This is a genomic window from Hydrogenobaculum sp. 3684 (genome assembly GCF_000213785.1).
Classification (GTDB): domain Bacteria; phylum Aquificota; class Aquificia; order Aquificales; family Aquificaceae; genus Hydrogenobaculum.
In genome coordinates, this window is sequence record NC_015557.1 from 1,388,075 (window position 1) to 1,405,293 (window position 17,219).

Consider the following 17,219-nt stretch of genomic DNA (forward strand, 5'->3'; position numbering starts at 1 on the left):
TTCATCTTTTAAAAAGCCCAAAAAGAAAGGCGCTTCCTAATATATGAGATCTTATTTTTTCTTGGATGGCTTTTATTGTGGCTCCTTTTGGTAATCCTAAAGAGCTTATATTTAAAGCGTAAAGGTTAAAGTAGTATCTATGCGGTTTTCCAGGTGGTGGACATGGTCCTCCATATCCTATATTGCCAAAATCGTTTAAGCCTTGAAGATATTCTTTTGTACCTTCTTTTAGCTCATGAACACTTGAAGGTATATCGTATACGCTCCAATGATAGAAAACACCGCCAGGTGCGTTCAAATCTTCCACTATGATGACAAAGCTTTTGGTATCTTTTGGAGGGTTTTTCCAATATAACTCTGGAGATATGTCTTTACCAAGACAAGAAAATAACGGCGGGATATAACCGCCGTTTTTAAAATCTTTACTATAAAGTTCAAAAGCTGATGCTTGCTCAGTCATAAAAACCGCTATAGCTATAAATAAAGAAAAGACAAAAAGCCTCGTCTTCATACTTCATTTAGTAGTTACTACCTCTTTCTTGGTATTCTTTTTCTTACTCTTTATGTAAGGGGTATCGTTTTTCACATCAATTACTACTTTTGCTACATCTTTTAGCTCTTTGTTTATAAGCTTTTCTGCTAACATATCTTCTATATGTCTTTGTATAGCTCTCCTTAAACTTCTGGCTCCATACTCTTTCTTATACTCTTTGGAAATTATCCAATCGGCAAACTCTTTTGTAATTTCTACACTAAGACCTATATCTTGTAGGTTTTTGTTTATCTCTTTGGTTTGAAGATATAGTATCTTTTCCAAGTCTTTTTCGTCTAAAGGCTCAAATACTATCATTTCATCTAGTCTGTTGATAAACTCTGGGTTAAAGTGTTTTTTCACCTGTTCTATTATATTTTTCTTCATACTCTTTTTATCCACCTCATGTTGCTTGCTTTCAAATCCCAAGGTTGTGTTCTGCATTATAGATTTTGCTCCTAGGTTTGAAGTCATTATGATTATGGTGTTTGAGAAATCTACAACTCTTCCACTACCATCCGTTAACCTTCCATCATCGAATATTTGTAAAAATATATTGAATACATCTGGATGGGCTTTTTCTATCTCGTCAAAAAGTATTACAGAGTAAGGTTTTCTTCTTACTTTTTCAGTGAGTTGGCCACCTTCTCCATAACCTACATATCCAGGAGGCGAGCCTATTAGCTTTGATACGGTGTGCTTCTCCATATATTCAGACATATCAAACCTTATGAGAGCATCCTCTGTATCAAAAAGATATTCTGCCAAAGCTTTTGCAGTTTCAGTTTTACCTACACCAGTAGGACCTAAGAACATAAATACCCCTATTGGTTTGTGTTTGCCTTTTAACCCTACGTGTGAGCGTCTTATAGCTTTTGCTATAGCTTTTATAGCCTCTTCTTGACCTATCACCCTTTCTTTTAACTTTTCTTCTATGTGCATTAGTTTTGATAGGTCATCTTCATAGAGTTTATCTACCGGTACTCCAGTCCATTTTGCTACTACAGAGGCAACATCTTTTACGGTCACTAAAGGTTTGTTTATAGCTTGTTCTTGTTTCCATTTTAGTCTTGCGGTTTCAAACCTAGCTCTTAATCTCATCTCTTCGTCTCTTAGGTTTGCGGCTTTTTCGTAATCTTGTTCGGCGGCAGCTTGATCTTTAGCTTGTTCTATTTCTTTTATTTGTTCCAGCATTTTTTGAAGTTCTTCTGGCATTTCGGAGCCTCTTATTTTTACCAAAGCTCCAGCCTCATCCATTACATCTATAGCTTTATCTGGTAGGTATCTGTCGTTTATGTATTTATTGGAAAGCTCTACTGCCTTTTTAAGTGCTTCTTCTTCGTATTTAACGTTGTGAAAGCTTTCAAACCTTGGAGCTAATCCTTTTAAAATCTCAATACTTTCTTCTACAGAAGGAGGTTCTACCAACACTGGTTGAAATCTTCTTTCTAAGGCACCGTCTTTTTCTATGTATTTTCTATATTCATCAAGTGTAGTGGCCCCTATTATTTGAATCTCACCTCTTGCTAAAGCCGGTTTTAGCATGTTAGAGGCATCCACAGAACCCTCTGCTGCTCCAGCTCCTATAATCATATGAAGCTCGTCTATGAAAAGAATTACATTAACCGCTTTTTCTAACTCTTTTATAATAGTTTTCAGCTTTTCTTCAAACTGACCTCTATACTTTGTACCAGCTACTATAGATGCTATATCAAGCACTACCACTCTTTTGTTTATCAAGGATTCTGGTACTTGTTTGGCTACTATTCTTTGTGCTAAGCCTTCTACTATAGCAGTTTTTCCTACTCCAGGATCTCCTATCAAGACAGGGTTATTTTTTCTTCTTCTTGCTAGTATCTGAATAGTTCTCTCTATTTCTTTTCCTCTTCCCACCACTGGATCTAACTTGCCTTCTGCAGCAAGAGCTGTTATATCTCTACTGTGTCTGTCCAGCGTTGGTGTTGCTACATATTTTGTGGTTTCTTGGGTGGGTAGTTCTCCTAATATTTGAAGCGTTTCTCTTCTTACGGCGTATTCGTCAAGGCCTAAACCTCTTAATACTCTGCCACCAAGACCCGTTTTTTCTCTTACAACACCTATAAATATGTGTTCTGTACCAACGAATTGATGATGTAGTATCCTAGCTTCTTCAACTGCAAACTCTAGCACTCTTTTGGCATCTGGAGCAAACAATACTTCTCCTGTGTGGTTTCCCCTTGACATCTGGCTTGTAATAGCTTTCCTTACCTTCTCAGGGGTAATGTTAAACTTAGCCAACACGAGTGTTGGTATATCGTCTTCTTTTAAAAGAGCCAAAAGCAAGTGCTCTGTGCCGAGATAACCATGACCAAACTCTATAGCCTCTTCTCTTGCTTGTAATATAATCTGTCTAGCCCTTTCAGTAAATTTCTCAAACATATAAACCTCTTTTCACCAAAATTTTTAGAGCCTTAGTTAGACTCTATATATAAAAATATAGAATTATTTATTATTTTTTATGATAGAACTCTTATGTATCTTTGCTAAGTTGTCTATTAACAAAACCGCTAAATTCTTTTATAGCTTTTATAGTATTATTATAATATATTTTCGCCAATTTTTTCTCTTTTTTATCTATGCCGTATTTTGAATACTTAGCTTTTATATAAATATCAAAAAAGTTTTTAAAGCCGTTTTCTTTTATGAACTCTGAGACGTGTTCTGGTGTACAGTATTTTACATCAGGCTGTTTCAACCTTTTGCATATATCTTTGTACATGGCATCTATACTAAACATCAATAGTATTCTATTAAAAGCCATATAAAATACCGTCAAAACAAACAATCCATAAGCTACATATTTTGCATAATGAGTAGCTATGGCTTTTATATGTTTAACGGCACTTTCCAATAGGTATTTTTGCCTTGCGCTAGAATAATATACTACGTTTATATCCCATAGGTAGTTTATATAATCAAAAAACATCCTTGCTTTACTTAACTTTGGTATTGTCTGGGTGTAGTCTGTTGGGGTTGTGTCTACAGTTTGCCATTTGCCGTTGTAATATGCTTCTACCCATGAATGAGCTAAGGAGTTTGTTACAAAAAAATAATGTCCATCTTTGTTGTAAATAGCCCCATGAAAACCCACCACCACTCTCGAAGGTACACCCATCAACCTAAGCAAAAGAGCGGTTGAAGAAGCATAGGCTTCGCAGTTTCCAGTCTTATACTTAAATAAAAAATCGTATAGAAAATTTTTTGAAGCTTTGTTGCTTAGAAAATATTTGAAGTTTTCCTGCTTAAAATAGTTTTCTATAGCCTTTATGGGGTTTTTGTTTTGGGCTTTTATAAACTCAGCAAGTTTTACTATAGATGGGTCTATGTTTTGAGGCAGTTGTAAAAACCTATTCATATTCATAAGGTTTTGTCTATAGGAATCTGTCACGTAAGACCATACCCTATAAACAGTTCTATTTGTGATAGGCTTATTTGTCTTTATCGTGTTATCGCTTGTTATATAAGCTTTTATAGGGCTTTTATAGATTTTAACCATGTGTGGAAACAAGATACCAAAAAGAATATTGTCGTAGCTTGGTTCTATCATAATATCGTAAGATACAATATTGCCTTTTATAACCTTTGGCCCCTTTGCTCTATGTTTGTGAGTCCAGCTTATGCCGTTGAAATAATCTAAGGTTTCTCCTATAAAGTAAGCATCTTTTAAATTTATATCTCCTTTTATGTTAAATATTCTGAAAACTGTGGATGTGTTTTCTAATACGTTGGTGGCGTTTGATGGAGAAAGTGTATTAGAAAATCCTACTGTATTTGAAATACCTCCTATTCCTATGTTTAAAAGAGGCGATTGTATCCTTGGCATAGTAAGAAATATGAAAAATCCTATAACTACGGTGCTTATAGATATAAGCCCTACAACGTAGCTGATAAGTTTTATATGATATTTTGTTAAGATTTCGTCTTTTAGGCTTTTAAAAATATTTGTGGTTAAGAATATAAAAATGCTTAAGAAAACCCACATTATTAGCATCATTAAAAACTTTATATCTGTGGTGGCAACCCCTACTATACCCATACCCATGGTTTCCAGTATAAGTATTTGGTATATGTCTCTTGGTTGCTTTTTCTCTAAGGATTTGATGCCTAAGAACGTTATTATTATGTTTTTGGCAAAATCAAAAAGTGCAGTTATATTGAAGCTTGCTGCAAAAACCAAAATCACAGATGAAACTGCAATTGTATTTACAACAATTCTTGGTAAATATTTGTTTTTAAAATCCTGAAAAATACCTATAACAACTAAAGCAATACCTATAAAAAATATAGGGCTAAAACTAACTAAGCTTATAGATAGTATTGAGAATACTATGCTTAAATATACAAGTATTAAAAGAAAGCTGTAAACTTTTAAACTTTTAGTCATAAAATGGCCCAGGGCGGAATCGAACCGCCGACACTACGGTTTTCAGCCGTATGCTCTACCAACTGAGCTACCGGGCCTTATCTTATTATTATATCACAGTTTTTAGTTTTTGTAGGAAGGTTTTTTGAAACTCTTCTTTAAACTTGTGAGAGTAAAGTGCTATTTTCATTTCGTTTCCTTGCAACCTTATCCACACTTTCCTATTTACCCTATAGAAAGCTAGCATCATACCAAGTATGGTAACAATAGAACCTAGCCATATTATATCTGTACCTGGATTTTTTGATATTTGGAATCCTGAAAAATATTGGGGTACAAAACTATCCATAAAAAATACGTATGGAAAATCTTTTGTACCGGGTATCTCGTTGTAAGCTACAAGCGTTAGTTTTGGGCTGTATATAACGGGAATCAAATAACTTTTACCGTTGTACTTAGCTTTTAGCATAACAGCAGGCTTCAAATCGCCATTAGCTCCAGCTTGGGGGTTTTCTATGTTTAATGTGCTTTTTAAAATCTCAAGACTGATGCCATTAAACATTGCAAATTTAGAATTTACAAATCTTACAGTACCGGCCAAAGCTTTTTGAGGATTGCCAGATGCTGCTTTTTTCTTGTCTATGGCGATAAGCTCCATTTCTTTTGGAAATCCCGTAAGTCCATAGGATGCTTGATATATGTTGTATCCATCGTAGTTGTAAGGTTTGTTTACCGCCAAAGACCCTTGGCTTACTATCTTGTTGTCTTTTATTATGTATATGTAGCTCTCATAGGATTTTACCGCAGAAGCAAACTCTGGAGATGACTTGCCGTAGTTTATTATCTTAAACCTTTTTTCATACACATAAAACGGAAGTTTATAAACTTTGTTTGAAGCCAAATTTAAACTCATAAGCAAGTTTGATTTTTCACCTTCTGGGACCTGCATAATACCCCTTATGCCAAAGTAAGAATCTATAAGTGTTCCTGCAAGAAGTATTATAAGTCCTATATGCACTATGTAGACCCCAAGCCTTGACCATTTTCCTTTTTCGGCATATATGTATTTTTTGTCTTTTTCTTCTTCGTAAAAAACCCTAAAGCCCTCTGATTTTAAGAACTTTGCTATTTCTATTGGATCTTTTTGAGATTTTACACTTATAGGTTTTAAATGTTTTTCTGCTTTTTCATCGAGTTTTAATATACGTTCGCTTCCAAAGGTATGTTTCCATACCGGTGGTAATCTTTTTATTGAGCAAAGTATTAGGTTTATACCAAAAAGATAAAGTAATATCCTATAATACCAAGAGTGAAATACGTTGTTTAAATGAAGAGCCATTATAAGATGGGCTTCATTTACTCCATATTTGGAAGCGTAAAAACTAAAGGGCTGTTCTTGTTCTACGTATGTAGAACCAAGCATAGAAAATATAGCTATTGCAATCATTAAAAAGAATGCAAGCTTTAAAGATGATAAAAGATCGTATATTACATCAAAAAGGCCTTTGCCAGAGCGTAGTTCTTTTACAACCTCCACTAACTCATCGTAAAGGAGCTTTATTATTGAAAGCCCAAAAACAAAAGATGTGATACCAAAGATTGTATAGAAAATAGGACCTTTAGTATGATCATAAAAAAGACCGTATACGGCTTCTGATAGCCATAACACCAAACTTATTGTAAGTATCGCTAGTGTGTTGGTGATATACTTTCTCATAGGTTCTCACTCAGCATTTTTAATACGTTTTGTTTTATATATTCTGTTATATTTTGGTCTAAAAGCTCAAAAAAAGGTTTTTTGGAGTCTTTGCAGGTGGGCATTTGCAAGAATACGCTGTTGTCTAGTTTGTTTTGTAATACTTTTATATACTTTAATCTAACGGCGTTTTCTAGCTTTACATCTACGTATCCTAAGACTCTGTAATTTCTATAATCTACTTCAAAGCTATAAAACTTTTCGATATAAACGTTCATGCACTTACTTTTTCTTTTAGCATCTTCTGATACTTTTCAAGGGCAAGACGTTTTTTGATACCGCTTAATCTATCTAAAAATGTTATACCATTAAGATGGTCAAACTCGTGTTGAAATACTATTGCCGGAAGTCCACTTAAGTTTAATATCACTTCTTCTTCGCGCTCGTTTATGGCTTTTATAGTGATTTCTTTAGCTCTTACAACTTCTACTTGCAAACCCGGAAAAGAAAGACATCCTTCTTTAAACTTTATCTCGCCTTCTTTTGCTAAAACTGTTGGATTTATAAGTACATCTTTGAATTTTTCTTGGTCGTCTTCTCTTGAAGTGGTATCTATAACCATTATGCTAAGGGGTATATTTACCTGATTGGCAGCTAAGCCTATACCATCGTTTTTATACATGGTTTCTTTCATCTCTTTTATGATTTCTTTTATCTCAGCATCAATAGATTTAACTGGGTTTGTCTTGCGCTTTAAAATTTCGTTTGGAAATGTAACAATTTCAAGCATCTAAATATTATATATCAACATCTTCTATTTTTATCTGATATAAGATATTATTATGCAATATATAATATGATTTATATCAAAGATGATATCATGGTAATTTTACCAAGCACCAAGAATATTCCCATTAGCACCAGGAGTATACCACCCACAACTTCCACCAATTCGAAAGCTCTTTTAAAGCGCTTTAAAAATCCTATGAAAGCTCCAAACAAAGCCCCAGATACGATGAAAGGCACTCCAAGCCCCATAGAATATATAAAAAGAAGATAAGCACCTTTGTAAAGGGTACTTTCTTGTGAAGCGTAAAATAGTATAGAACCAAGCACCGGTCCTATACAAGGAGTCCAACCGAAGGCAAAGCTAAGACCCACCGTAAAAGCAAAAATATATTTTAAAAACCCTTTTCTTGTGTTAATGTTTATTTTTGAATCGTCTGTAAGCTTAAACTGTTGATATAAAACGTTGTGAAGGTTTAGCATGTAAAGGGCGAATACTATGCTTACCACTGCCGATAACTCTAAAAATGTTTTTAGGTTTATCATATGAAAAGCATAAAAACTAAACAAAAACCCTTCAAAAGCCCCAAGGTATTTAAGAAAATCTTTTTTGATAAGAATTCCAGAAAAATGAAGCCCAAAAAATACTACAAAAGCCCCACCTATTTTACTAATATAAGATGAGTAATCTCTAAAAAGCCCACCTATAAAAGATGCAGATAACCCCATTATACTAAACACCACTGTAAAACCAAGCACAAAAAATATAGACGCTAGAAGTATATCAATATCAAAATTTTTATCTGCTCTTACACTGCTATTTCCAGAAAGATAGGATAAGTAAGCTGGAACTATAGGTAACACACAAGGAGACAAAAAACTTATGACACCTGCTAAAAAAGCTGCTAAAACAGATACATTTTCCATATTATTAATTTATCATATCATTAATTTTACGTTTTAGGCTTTTAAAAATAGAGATAAAAAATGGTTCTTTTAAAAGAAAAAGAGACATCAAATACACCAAAGCACCAGCTGGTATGAATATGGCTATCTTTAGCCAAGAATAAGGTACAAACCTTTTAAAATATAGTATAAAAACACACATCAACAAAGCCCCCGCAAGAGCTTTTAGACAAGTGCTTGTTAGCATTTTTAAATCTATAAATTCACCCTTTGAACGCCACATTAAAAATAAAAACGAACTAAGACCAGATAACACAGTACCCATAGCAAGCCCTATAAAAGAAAAATGCAGTAAAAAAGCAAACGTATAACCAGATATACCTTCTACCAAAACACCTATAAGCGTAGATAGGCTTGGAGAAAGTGTATCTTTATTGGCAAAAAAAGCGCTTGAAAGTATCTTTTGCCAAGAGAAAAACGTAATACCAAGAGATAATACGGCAAGTACGTGAGCGGTGTTTAAAGCATCTTTTTCGTTAAAAAGCCCGTGATGATATAGCGTATTTATTATATCCTTTGATAATACGAAAAGCCCAAAAGAGGCTGGTATCGTAAGAAGGCTTATCACAGCTATGGCTTCTGATGTTCTCTTGGTTTTATCCTCACCTACACTTAAAGATGATAAAAGCGCATTGGCAAGCCCCACTGACATAAGTCCTATAGGAAGCTGGAAAAGTCTGTTGGCATAATACATGTAAGATATTACCCCTTTTCCAAGCATAGAAGCTAAAAACGTATCCACAAAAAAAGAAAGCTGTGCTACCCCAAACCCCAGCAAAGCAGGTATTAGTCTTTTAAAAAACGTTTTTATATAATCATTCCATTCAAAATAAAAGCTTAGTTTTATATCGAGTTTTAGGGCTTTTGAGAATAAAAATAACACTTGGGATACCCCTCCCATCAAAGCACCTATTATAGCTGAAAATATGCCAATTTTATCTTGAAGAACTATTATGAAAAATATCATACTCATATTAAATATCGCTTGAGTAAAAGCGCTTCTAAAAAATATACCTTTTACATTCAAAACACCCATCAAAAGGGCGTTTATGCTAAAAAACATCTGATTTACTATCAAAAATCTTATAAACAAAGAGGCCTTTTCTAAAGCCAATGGATTTGTGATACCTGGGGCTATTATCTTTACCACATAAGGGGCAAAAAGTATAACAAAGGTTATTATAATCACATTTATAAAAGCCAAATACCAAAATACCCCTGAAAAAAACCTGTTTGAAAGTTCTTTGTCTTTTTTGTAAAGCTCCCCATATATAGGCACAAAAGAGGCGTTTAAACCCCCTTCTCCTAAAAGCCTTCTTAGTGTATTTGGCAGTCTCCAAGCTATAAAAAAAGCATCGGATAGATAAGAAACACCAAAATAATATGCAAAAACAGCATCTCTTATATATCCAAGGATTCTACTTATAAAAACCGCAACGGAAAAAAATAATGCGTTTTTAAAAATCAAGCCTCTACCTCTTTTCTTATCTCTTTTAAAAGGTTATGAGCAAGTCTTGTGGGTTCTGGTATTCTATATTTTGAAAAGTGAAGGGTTATATTTACAGCGCTTTCAAGGGATATTTTATGCCCTATTGATACGTAGATTGGTTTTACGTTTTTCTTTGTTTTTAGGGCTTTTCCTACAATGATGTTGTTTAATATTATGTTGTTCTCTTTGTCTATATCACCTATAAGGAGTTTTTTAGCTACACCAAAAGAGATTTTATCTAGATTTACACCAAAGTGTGAGGCAAGTCCGCAAAATCTTGGATGAAGCATACCGTTGCCGTCTATCATATAGATGTCTGGCAATACTTTTGAAGTGTTTACAAGCTTTTCCATAATAGGAAACTCTCTATAGCTAAGAAACCCCGGTATATAAGGAAAATCCACATAATCTTTATAAGTGTGTTCATAGATTTTATTTTTATCTTTATCAAGGATTACCAAAGCCCCTATGCCTATAGTTTTATCCTTATTTTTTATAAACGTTAAATCTATACCACCTATTGTATTAAAATCATTGAAACCATCTTTTTTTATTATCTTTTTTGAGCATTCTATTTGCTCGGTTTTTAAGTGTGCTAAAAGCATTTATTACCTCTTGGGAACTTTGTTTGCAAGACGTAGAGCTAAAATGTGCTTACAGCACTTTATGTCCCGCATGAAAAAGATTCTTCTTTTACCACATCTCCATTTGGACTTAGTTCTTTGTAGACTTCAGCAGAAAAAGAATAAACCTCTACCTGCGGGTTTTTATAGCAATCTCTTGGAAGACCGGCCTTTAGACACGTGTGTTGTAAAAACGTTTCCCAGTTCATATTGTATTCTGTGGCTACTTGTGGAAGCAAAAGCCCTGATATTTTGCCGTATTTTACTATAAGCCCATCTCTTCCTATGCATATATATCTTGGATCAGGTATTATGCGCTTTGGTGTAGTTAAAATGCTAAGCTCTATCACTATGTTTTCAAGTTCTTCTTTTTTTAACGGTTCAAACCTTGGGTCTTTAAAAGCTGCCAACCTAGCTGTGTATACTACCCCAAGCCAAAGCGGATACCTTGCTTCTACAAAACCTATACATCCTCTAAGCTGATGATCTTTGTATGTATTTAGTGTGGTGAAAACCCCTTGGGGTTTTGAAAACTTTGCTTTTATATCCTCTTCTACGAAGGGCTCTTTGTTTTCAAACTCCGTCTTTATGCTTTCCCTTGCCAAGGCAATTAGTTTTTTAGCATCTTTTATATCCATAGTTTTATTATAACACTTAACAGGTGCTTAAAGTTTTTATATAATAAAATTATGCTTGTGATGATATTGTGGCTTTTATCTTTGGTGATACTTGTTTTTGGGATTTTAGGGATATTGGGGAAATTGTTTGGAAGTCATAAAGCCAATACGCTAAAAGCTCTAAACGACAAATATTTAAGAGGGGAAATATCAAAAGAAGAGTACGAACAGGCCAAAAGGGTGTTGGAAAACCTTTGATGTGATATAATAATGTATTTAAATATTTAGGAGGTATTATGAAAGCACTGGCGTATGGTTATCCAAAATTAGGTGAAAAAAGAGAGTTTAAAAATGCCCTTGAAAGCTTTTGGAAAAAAGCTATAACAGAAGAACAGTTTTACGAGCAGATGAGAAACATCGAAGCCCAAAGGATAAGAGCTTATTCAGAGAGCGTTGATGAAATCCCTGTGGGAGAGCTTTCTTTTTACGATTTTATGTTAGATACCGCTCTTATGGTGGGTATGATACCATCTCGCTTCGGTGAGTACAAAGGGCTTGAAACCTATTTTGAAATGGCTCGTGGCAAATCTGCCATGGAGATGACAAAGTATTTTAACACAAACTATCATTATATAGTCCCGGAGTTAGAATCAAACAATTTTAAGCTTTTAGAAAATAAACCCAAAAGATGCTATTTAAACGCCAAAGACAAAGTCCAAAACCCAAAACCATACCTAATAGCCCCCTTTACATTTTTAAAACTATCAAAAACCTATAAAAAAACCACAAAAGATGGTTTTAGTGTTTTGGAAACCTCAAAAATAGAGGATGAGAAAACCCTTTATTACTTTTTAGAACCTCTTTTGGAAGTGTATAAAGATATTCTTAAAAACCTAAAAACAGAAGGTGTAAATATCGTTTCTTTACAAGACCCAGGCCTAGTGTTTGATCTGAAAGATTATGAAGTAAATGCCGTCAAAAAAATATACGAGGAGTTAAGTCAAGTATCAGATATAGAGCTAATCACGTATTACGATAGTGTTAGTGCTTATAAAGATATTATAGATTTACCTGTAAAACGTATAGGGCTTGATCTTTGCTCAAACGCTGAAAACCTTGAAAACCTTAGAAAATACGGCTTTCCAAAGGACAAAGAGCTTATAGCTGGTATTATAAACGGCCGTCAAGTATGGAGAGCAAACCTAAGAGATAAGTTAAAGCTAATAGATGAGCTTTCAAAAATAGCACCAAATTTATCTATTTCAAACTCTGCTCCTCTTTTACATCTTCCAGTAAATGTTGAGCTTGAAACAAAGATGGACAAAGATCTAAAAGATAGACTTAGCTTTGCCAAGCAAAAGCTTGAAGAACTAAAAACCCTCAAAAACGCCTTCTTAGGGGACAAAGAAAGTCTAAAAGAAGTAGAGGCTTCAGCCAAACTTTTTGAAGGAAGCTTTGGTAAAAATCAAGCCGTGATAGATCGTATAAAAGCTCTAAAAGATAGTGATTTTCAAAGAGAACTTCCTTACAAAGAGCGTATAAAACTCCAGCAAAGCATACTAAACTTGCCTATTTTCCCCACCACCACCATAGGGTCTTTCCCTCAAACCGAAGAGGTGCGTAAAACCAGAAGCGCTTTTAGATCTGGCAAAATTTCAAAGCAAGAGTATGAGGCTTTTATTAAAAGCCAGATAGACAACGTCATAGCCTTCCAAGAGGAAATAGGACTTGATGTGCTTGTACATGGGGAGTTTGAGCGTACAGATATGGTGGAGTTTTTTGCCGAGAAGTTAAAAGGTGTTGCCACCACAGAGCACGGCTGGATCATCTCTTACGGTTCAAGAGGCTATAGACCACCTATCATATACGGCGATGTTTACAGAGATGAGCCGATGACACTAAATGAAATACTCTATGCTCAATCAAAAACCCAAAAACCTGTAAAAGGCATGCTAACTGGTCCTGTTACTATACTAAATTGGAGCTTTTATAGAGAGGATATACCAAAAAAAGAGGTGGCTTACCAGATAGCCTTAGCTATATTAGACGAGGTAAAAGACTTAGAAAAAAGCGGTATAAAGATAATACAAATAGACGAACCAGCTTTTAGAGAAGGTACACCCATAAAGAAAAAAGACTGGGAAGATTATTTTGATTGGGCTATAAAATCTTTTAGACTGTGCTCAAAAGCAAATCCAAAAACCCAAATACACACTCACATGTGCTACTCAGAGTTTAACGATATCATAGACAAAATATACGATATGGATTTTGATGTGATATCCATAGAGGCTTCAAGAAGTAAAGGTGAGATTTTAGAGGCTTTTGAGAGATTTGGGAAATGGGACAGACAAATAGGTATAGGTGTGTACGATATTCACTCGCCAGCTATTCCAAGCGTAGAAGAGATGGAAATTGTGATGAAAAGAGCTATGAAGGTTTTAGATAAATCCCTTTTATGGGTAAACCCTGATTGTGGTCTTAAAACCAGAAGATGGGAAGAGGTAAAACCAGCCTTAAAAAATATGATGGAAATGGCTTTAAAGCTAAGAAAAGAGGCCTAAATTTTATCTGATGTCAAAAACTGCGGTAGTGCTTTTAAATATGGGCGGACCGGATTCCATGTCCGCCATTCGCCCTTTTTTGTACAATTTATTTTCCGATCACGATATCATACAAATCCCAAGACCCATTCAAAAACCAGTGGCTTTTTTCATATCTACATTTAGAGCCAAAAAAACAGAGTATTACTATAAGATAATGGGCGGTAAATCCCCTCAGAAAGAGCAAACCATTCTTCAAAAAAACGCCCTCCAGCAAGCTTTAGGTCAAGATTATATCGTTGAAATAGCGATGAGATATTGGCATCCTTTTACCGCTGAGGCTATATCAAACTTAGAAAAGGTAAAACCTTCAAAGATAGTGCTTTTACCCCTTTATCCACATTATAGTTCCACCACCACAGGTTCTTCTTTTAAAGAGTTTTATAGGCTTTTTAAAAAATCAAGTTTAAAAGACACACCTGTAAAAGAGATAAGAGATTATCACAATCATCCGCTTTTTATAAAAGCCTGGACAGAAAATATTAAAAACAGCGGTATAGACGATGAATATTTTATACTCTTTTCAGCCCATAGCCTGCCTCAAAAGATAATAGACAAAGGAGACCCTTACAAAGATCAGATAGAAAAATCTGTAGAGCTTATTATGAAAAACTTTAAAAACAAATATATGATCTCTTATCAAAGCAAAGTAGGGCCAGTGAAGTGGTTAGAGCCCCCCACCGATAAGACCATAGAAAACTTGGCAAAGCAAGGTATAAAAAAACTTTGCCTCGTGCCTATAAGCTTTGTATCAGAGCATTCAGAAACCCTTTACGAGATGGACTACCTTTATAAAAACATGGCTAAAGAACTTGGTATAGAACACTTTAAAAGAGTACCTACCTTGCAGACAAACCCCACTTATATTGAGCTTTTAAAAGAACTATCCACCAAAGCCTTTGCCACATAAAAACTAAATACCCCTATCAAAGCACCCGTGATGGTGTCAAGAGGAAAATGAACCCCTACGTAAGACCTTTCATACATTATTAAAAAAGCGTAAGAAAAGAAAAATGCTTTCACAAGAGGTTTTTCGTTGTAAGAACCCACCATGGCTATCACAAAAGCCATAGCAGTGTCCCCAGAGGGAAAAGATCCCCAATAGAGTTTATAAAGAAGATGAACATGTTTTAAAACACTTGCTGGTCTTGGCTGATCAAAGATGTTTTTTAAGGCCGTCACAAGTATTGTCTCTATGATAAGAGCCACAAGATAAACCTTTAACTTGTATCTTCTAAATGTATATATGTAAGCTAAAAAAGGTAAAAGCACCCAACCAGAACCAAAAGATGCATATGTATAAAAAAATCTATCAAAAAATTTATCGTGATGATGGTTTATTAGATTAAAAAGTTCTATGTTTTCTTTGAAAAGCTCAAAAACCATTTTTAATAAAATTTTTTAACTTGATTTAGATAACCCATTGCAAACTCTTTTCCGCTTACCCTTTTTCCTTTTAAAGACATAATCTCTAAAATCTCCAAAGGTAAATCTCCAGTGCCTACAAAAAGAGATTTCCCATCGTAAAAAAGCTCACCGGGTTTTAAATTTAGATCTTTTTCTACGATATTTGTTTTTAGGATTTTAATATTGCGATCGGCTGAAACCCCGTAGGCGTTTGGATATACACCTCTTATCTTGTTGTGTATGCTAAAAGCACTTGTTTTAAAACATATTCTTAGCTCTTCTTTTAAAATAGGCATAGCGTATGTGGCTTCTTGGTGATTTTGAGGAATAGGCGTTATTTTACCACTTACCCAGTTTAAAATAGTATCTTTTAAAAGCTTTGCACCTTTTATAGATAGTTTGTTAGATAGCGTTTCATAATTATCCTCTTGTTCTATAGGTATAGACTCCATAGATAAAATATCTCCCTCATCCATTTTAGAAGACATCAAAATCACTGTGTTGCCCGTTTGTTTTTCTCCCTGCATCAAAGCCCGTTGGATTGGGGCTGCTCCTCTATACTTTGGAAGCAAGGACCCGTGAAGGTTTAGCGATTTAAACGTTGGTATTTCAAGCATGGATTTTGGTATTATCTGCCCGTAAGCCACCACTATCATGATGTCTGGTTTTATATTTAAAAGCTCTTGTTTTATAAAAGAGATTTTTTCTGGCTGGGAGATGTTTAAATTTAGCTCGAGGGCTTTTTGCTTTACAGGAGGGGGCGTGAGTTTTTGACCTCTTCCAGCTGGTTTATCTGGTTGGGTGATTACAAGGGCTATTTCAAACTCACTGGCTAAAAGCTCCAAAGAGGGCACCGCAAAAGAAGAGGTACCGCAAAATACTATCCTCATGAGGATTTCCACCTTTTGTAGATGTTGTGATCTATCCTTAGGGTATCTAAAACTTTTCCCACTACAAAGTCTATACTTTCTTCTAAGGTTTTTGGCTTATGATAAAAACCAGGGCTTGCGCTCATTATGATGGCACCGGCGTTTGTTAGTTTTAGCATGTTCTCAAGGTGTATACTGTTGTAAGGCATCTCTCTTACAAGCATAACAAGAGGTACTCTCTCTTTTAGAGCTGTATCGCATACTCTGTGAATGAGATTTTGGGCAACACCGCTTGCCACAGCTCCCAAAGTCCCCATAGAACAAGGCACCACCAAAACTCCTTTAAACTTGCATAAAAAAGACCCGCTTGATATAGGAGCTGCAAAATCTGTATAATCGTAAACATGGGCTTCTTTTTTAAAAAACTCCTCACCGACTCCTGTTTCATAACCCATTACGTACTTGGCGGTTTTTGACATCACCACATGTAGATCGTAGCGTTCTTTTAGCACTTCAAAAGTCCTAACAGCGTAAATACTGCCACTGGCACCGGTGATAAGAAGGGCAATAGATTCTTTCATAAAACCTTTTTAATATACTCCATACAAAGATTTATTACCTCTTCTTTTGTCATACAAGTGGTATCTATTTGTATGGCATCTTCTGCTTTTCTAAAAGGATAATCTTTTCTGTTTTTATCGGTTTCATCTCGTTTTAGGATTTTATTTAAAATATCCTCATAAGACCCACCTTCTTCCAAATATCTTCTTAATGCTCTTTCTTTTGGATCTGCGTCTATAAAAAACTTTATCGTGGCATCTTTAAATATGTGAGTACCAACATCCCTTCCTTCTACAACGGCGTTATCTTTTACCAAAGACCTTTGAAACACGATTATCTTTTCCCTTAAACTTGGTTCTTTTGCCACCTCTGACGCTAAAGCCCCTACATATTCTTTTGTAAGTTCTTTTGTTATATCATCATGATCAAAAATTACTTTTGTTTGTCCTATTAAAAGCTCAAAAACAAGTCTATTTTTTTCTACAGCATCAAAAAAATCTATATTTTTTGATTTTAAAAAACCAATGGCCCTATAAACAAGACCTGTATTGAAATAAACATATCCCAAAATCTTAGAAAGCTCCCGCGATACGCTTGATTTACCACTGGAAGCTGGTCCATCTATAGCTATAATTTTATAGTTCACCTAAATATTATACATTAAAGCT

17 protein-coding genes and 1 tRNA gene are annotated in these 17,219 nt (G+C 34.8%); 3 read left to right on the top strand and 15 right to left on the bottom strand.

The annotated features are described in order from the left end of the window. Position 1 precedes the first annotated feature (1 nt). From HYD3684_RS07400 to HYD3684_RS07450, 11 genes are all read right to left on the bottom strand, one after another. On the bottom strand, positions 2-511 hold the full coding sequence (locus tag HYD3684_RS07400) for a YbhB/YbcL family Raf kinase inhibitor-like protein (protein WP_015420036.1): 510 nt from the start codon (positions 509-511) through the stop codon (positions 2-4). A 3-nt stretch (positions 512-514) separates the two neighbouring features. After that, positions 515-2,950 (bottom strand): ATP-dependent Clp protease ATP-binding subunit, encoded by a 2,436-nt coding sequence (locus HYD3684_RS07405; RefSeq protein WP_015420037.1) that lies wholly within the window; start codon positions 2,948-2,950, stop codon positions 515-517. A 91-nt stretch (positions 2,951-3,041) separates the two neighbouring features. Beyond that, positions 3,042-4,955 (bottom strand): DUF3488 and transglutaminase-like domain-containing protein, encoded by a 1,914-nt coding sequence (locus tag HYD3684_RS07410; protein ID WP_015420038.1) that lies wholly within the window; start codon positions 4,953-4,955, stop codon positions 3,042-3,044. A gap of 4 nt (positions 4,956-4,959) precedes the next feature. Next, positions 4,960-5,032, bottom strand: a tRNA-Phe gene (locus HYD3684_RS07415). An 11-nt stretch (positions 5,033-5,043) separates the two neighbouring features. Further along, positions 5,044-6,651, bottom strand: coding sequence for a cytochrome c biogenesis protein ResB (locus HYD3684_RS07420; RefSeq protein WP_015420039.1), 1,608 nt, complete (start codon positions 6,649-6,651; stop codon positions 5,044-5,046). Then, a complete protein-coding gene (locus tag HYD3684_RS07425) occupies positions 6,648-6,908 on the bottom strand; it encodes a hypothetical protein (protein ID WP_015420040.1) in 261 nt (86 codons plus the stop codon). Before HYD3684_RS07425 ends, HYD3684_RS07420 begins: the two co-directional genes overlap by 4 nt. Continuing rightward, positions 6,905-7,420: a peptide deformylase gene (gene def, locus HYD3684_RS07430; protein WP_015420041.1), complete on the bottom strand. Its 516-nt coding sequence runs from the start codon at positions 7,418-7,420 to the stop codon at positions 6,905-6,907. Before def ends, HYD3684_RS07425 begins: the two co-directional genes overlap by 4 nt. 71 nt (positions 7,421-7,491) lie before the next feature. Further along, positions 7,492-8,343, bottom strand: a complete 852-nt coding sequence (locus HYD3684_RS07435) for a cytochrome c biogenesis protein CcdA (RefSeq protein ID WP_015420042.1) — start codon at positions 8,341-8,343, stop codon at positions 7,492-7,494. A gap of 4 nt (positions 8,344-8,347) precedes the next feature. Continuing rightward, entirely contained in the window at positions 8,348-9,850 is a 1,503-nt protein-coding gene (murJ, locus tag HYD3684_RS07440) for a murein biosynthesis integral membrane protein MurJ (protein WP_015420043.1), read from the bottom strand. Continuing rightward, positions 9,847-10,476, bottom strand: a complete 630-nt coding sequence (locus HYD3684_RS07445; RefSeq protein WP_015420044.1) for an endonuclease V — start codon at positions 10,474-10,476, stop codon at positions 9,847-9,849. The genes murJ and HYD3684_RS07445 overlap by 4 nt, the downstream gene beginning before the upstream one ends. Before the next feature lie 59 nt (positions 10,477-10,535). Then, on the bottom strand, positions 10,536-11,132 hold the full coding sequence (locus HYD3684_RS07450; protein ID WP_015420045.1) for a TIGR00296 family protein: 597 nt from the start codon (positions 11,130-11,132) through the stop codon (positions 10,536-10,538). Positions 11,133-11,183: 51 nt separating this feature from the next. On the opposite strand from HYD3684_RS07450, the gene HYD3684_RS07455 reads away from it, so the two are divergent. From HYD3684_RS07455 to hemH, 3 genes are read left to right on the top strand one after another with little or no spacing between them, the layout of a single operon-like run. Further along, positions 11,184-11,369 carry an SHOCT domain-containing protein gene (locus HYD3684_RS07455; protein WP_012514540.1) on the top strand — a complete coding sequence of 62 codons (186 nt, stop codon included), beginning with the start codon at positions 11,184-11,186 and terminating at the stop codon, positions 11,367-11,369. Between the two features lie 38 nt (positions 11,370-11,407). Further along, a complete protein-coding gene (gene metE / locus HYD3684_RS07460) occupies positions 11,408-13,675 on the top strand; it encodes a 5-methyltetrahydropteroyltriglutamate--homocysteine S-methyltransferase (protein ID WP_015420046.1) in 2,268 nt (755 codons plus the stop codon). Positions 13,676-13,685: 10 nt separating this feature from the next. Further along, positions 13,686-14,624 carry a ferrochelatase gene (gene hemH, locus HYD3684_RS07465; RefSeq protein ID WP_015420047.1) on the top strand — a complete coding sequence of 313 codons (939 nt, stop codon included), beginning with the start codon at positions 13,686-13,688 and terminating at the stop codon, positions 14,622-14,624. Here hemH and HYD3684_RS07470 read toward each other — a convergent pair. From HYD3684_RS07470 to cmk, 4 genes are read right to left on the bottom strand one after another with little or no spacing between them, the layout of a single operon-like run. Beyond that, positions 14,576-15,100, bottom strand: a complete 525-nt coding sequence (locus tag HYD3684_RS07470) for a phosphatase PAP2 family protein (protein ID WP_015420048.1) — start codon at positions 15,098-15,100, stop codon at positions 14,576-14,578. The genes hemH and HYD3684_RS07470 overlap by 49 nt on opposite strands. Before the next feature lie 2 nt (positions 15,101-15,102). Continuing rightward, entirely contained in the window at positions 15,103-16,011 is a 909-nt protein-coding gene (fmt, locus tag HYD3684_RS07475) for a methionyl-tRNA formyltransferase (protein ID WP_015420049.1), read from the bottom strand. Then, entirely contained in the window at positions 16,008-16,571 is a 564-nt protein-coding gene (locus tag HYD3684_RS07480; protein ID WP_015420050.1) for a UbiX family flavin prenyltransferase, read from the bottom strand. The genes fmt and HYD3684_RS07480 overlap by 4 nt, the downstream gene beginning before the upstream one ends. Then, complete coding sequence (cmk, locus tag HYD3684_RS07485) at positions 16,568-17,197, bottom strand: (d)CMP kinase (protein ID WP_015420051.1); 630 nt, start codon at positions 17,195-17,197, stop codon at positions 16,568-16,570. Before cmk ends, HYD3684_RS07480 begins: the two co-directional genes overlap by 4 nt. Positions 17,198-17,219: the final 22 nt, after the last annotated feature.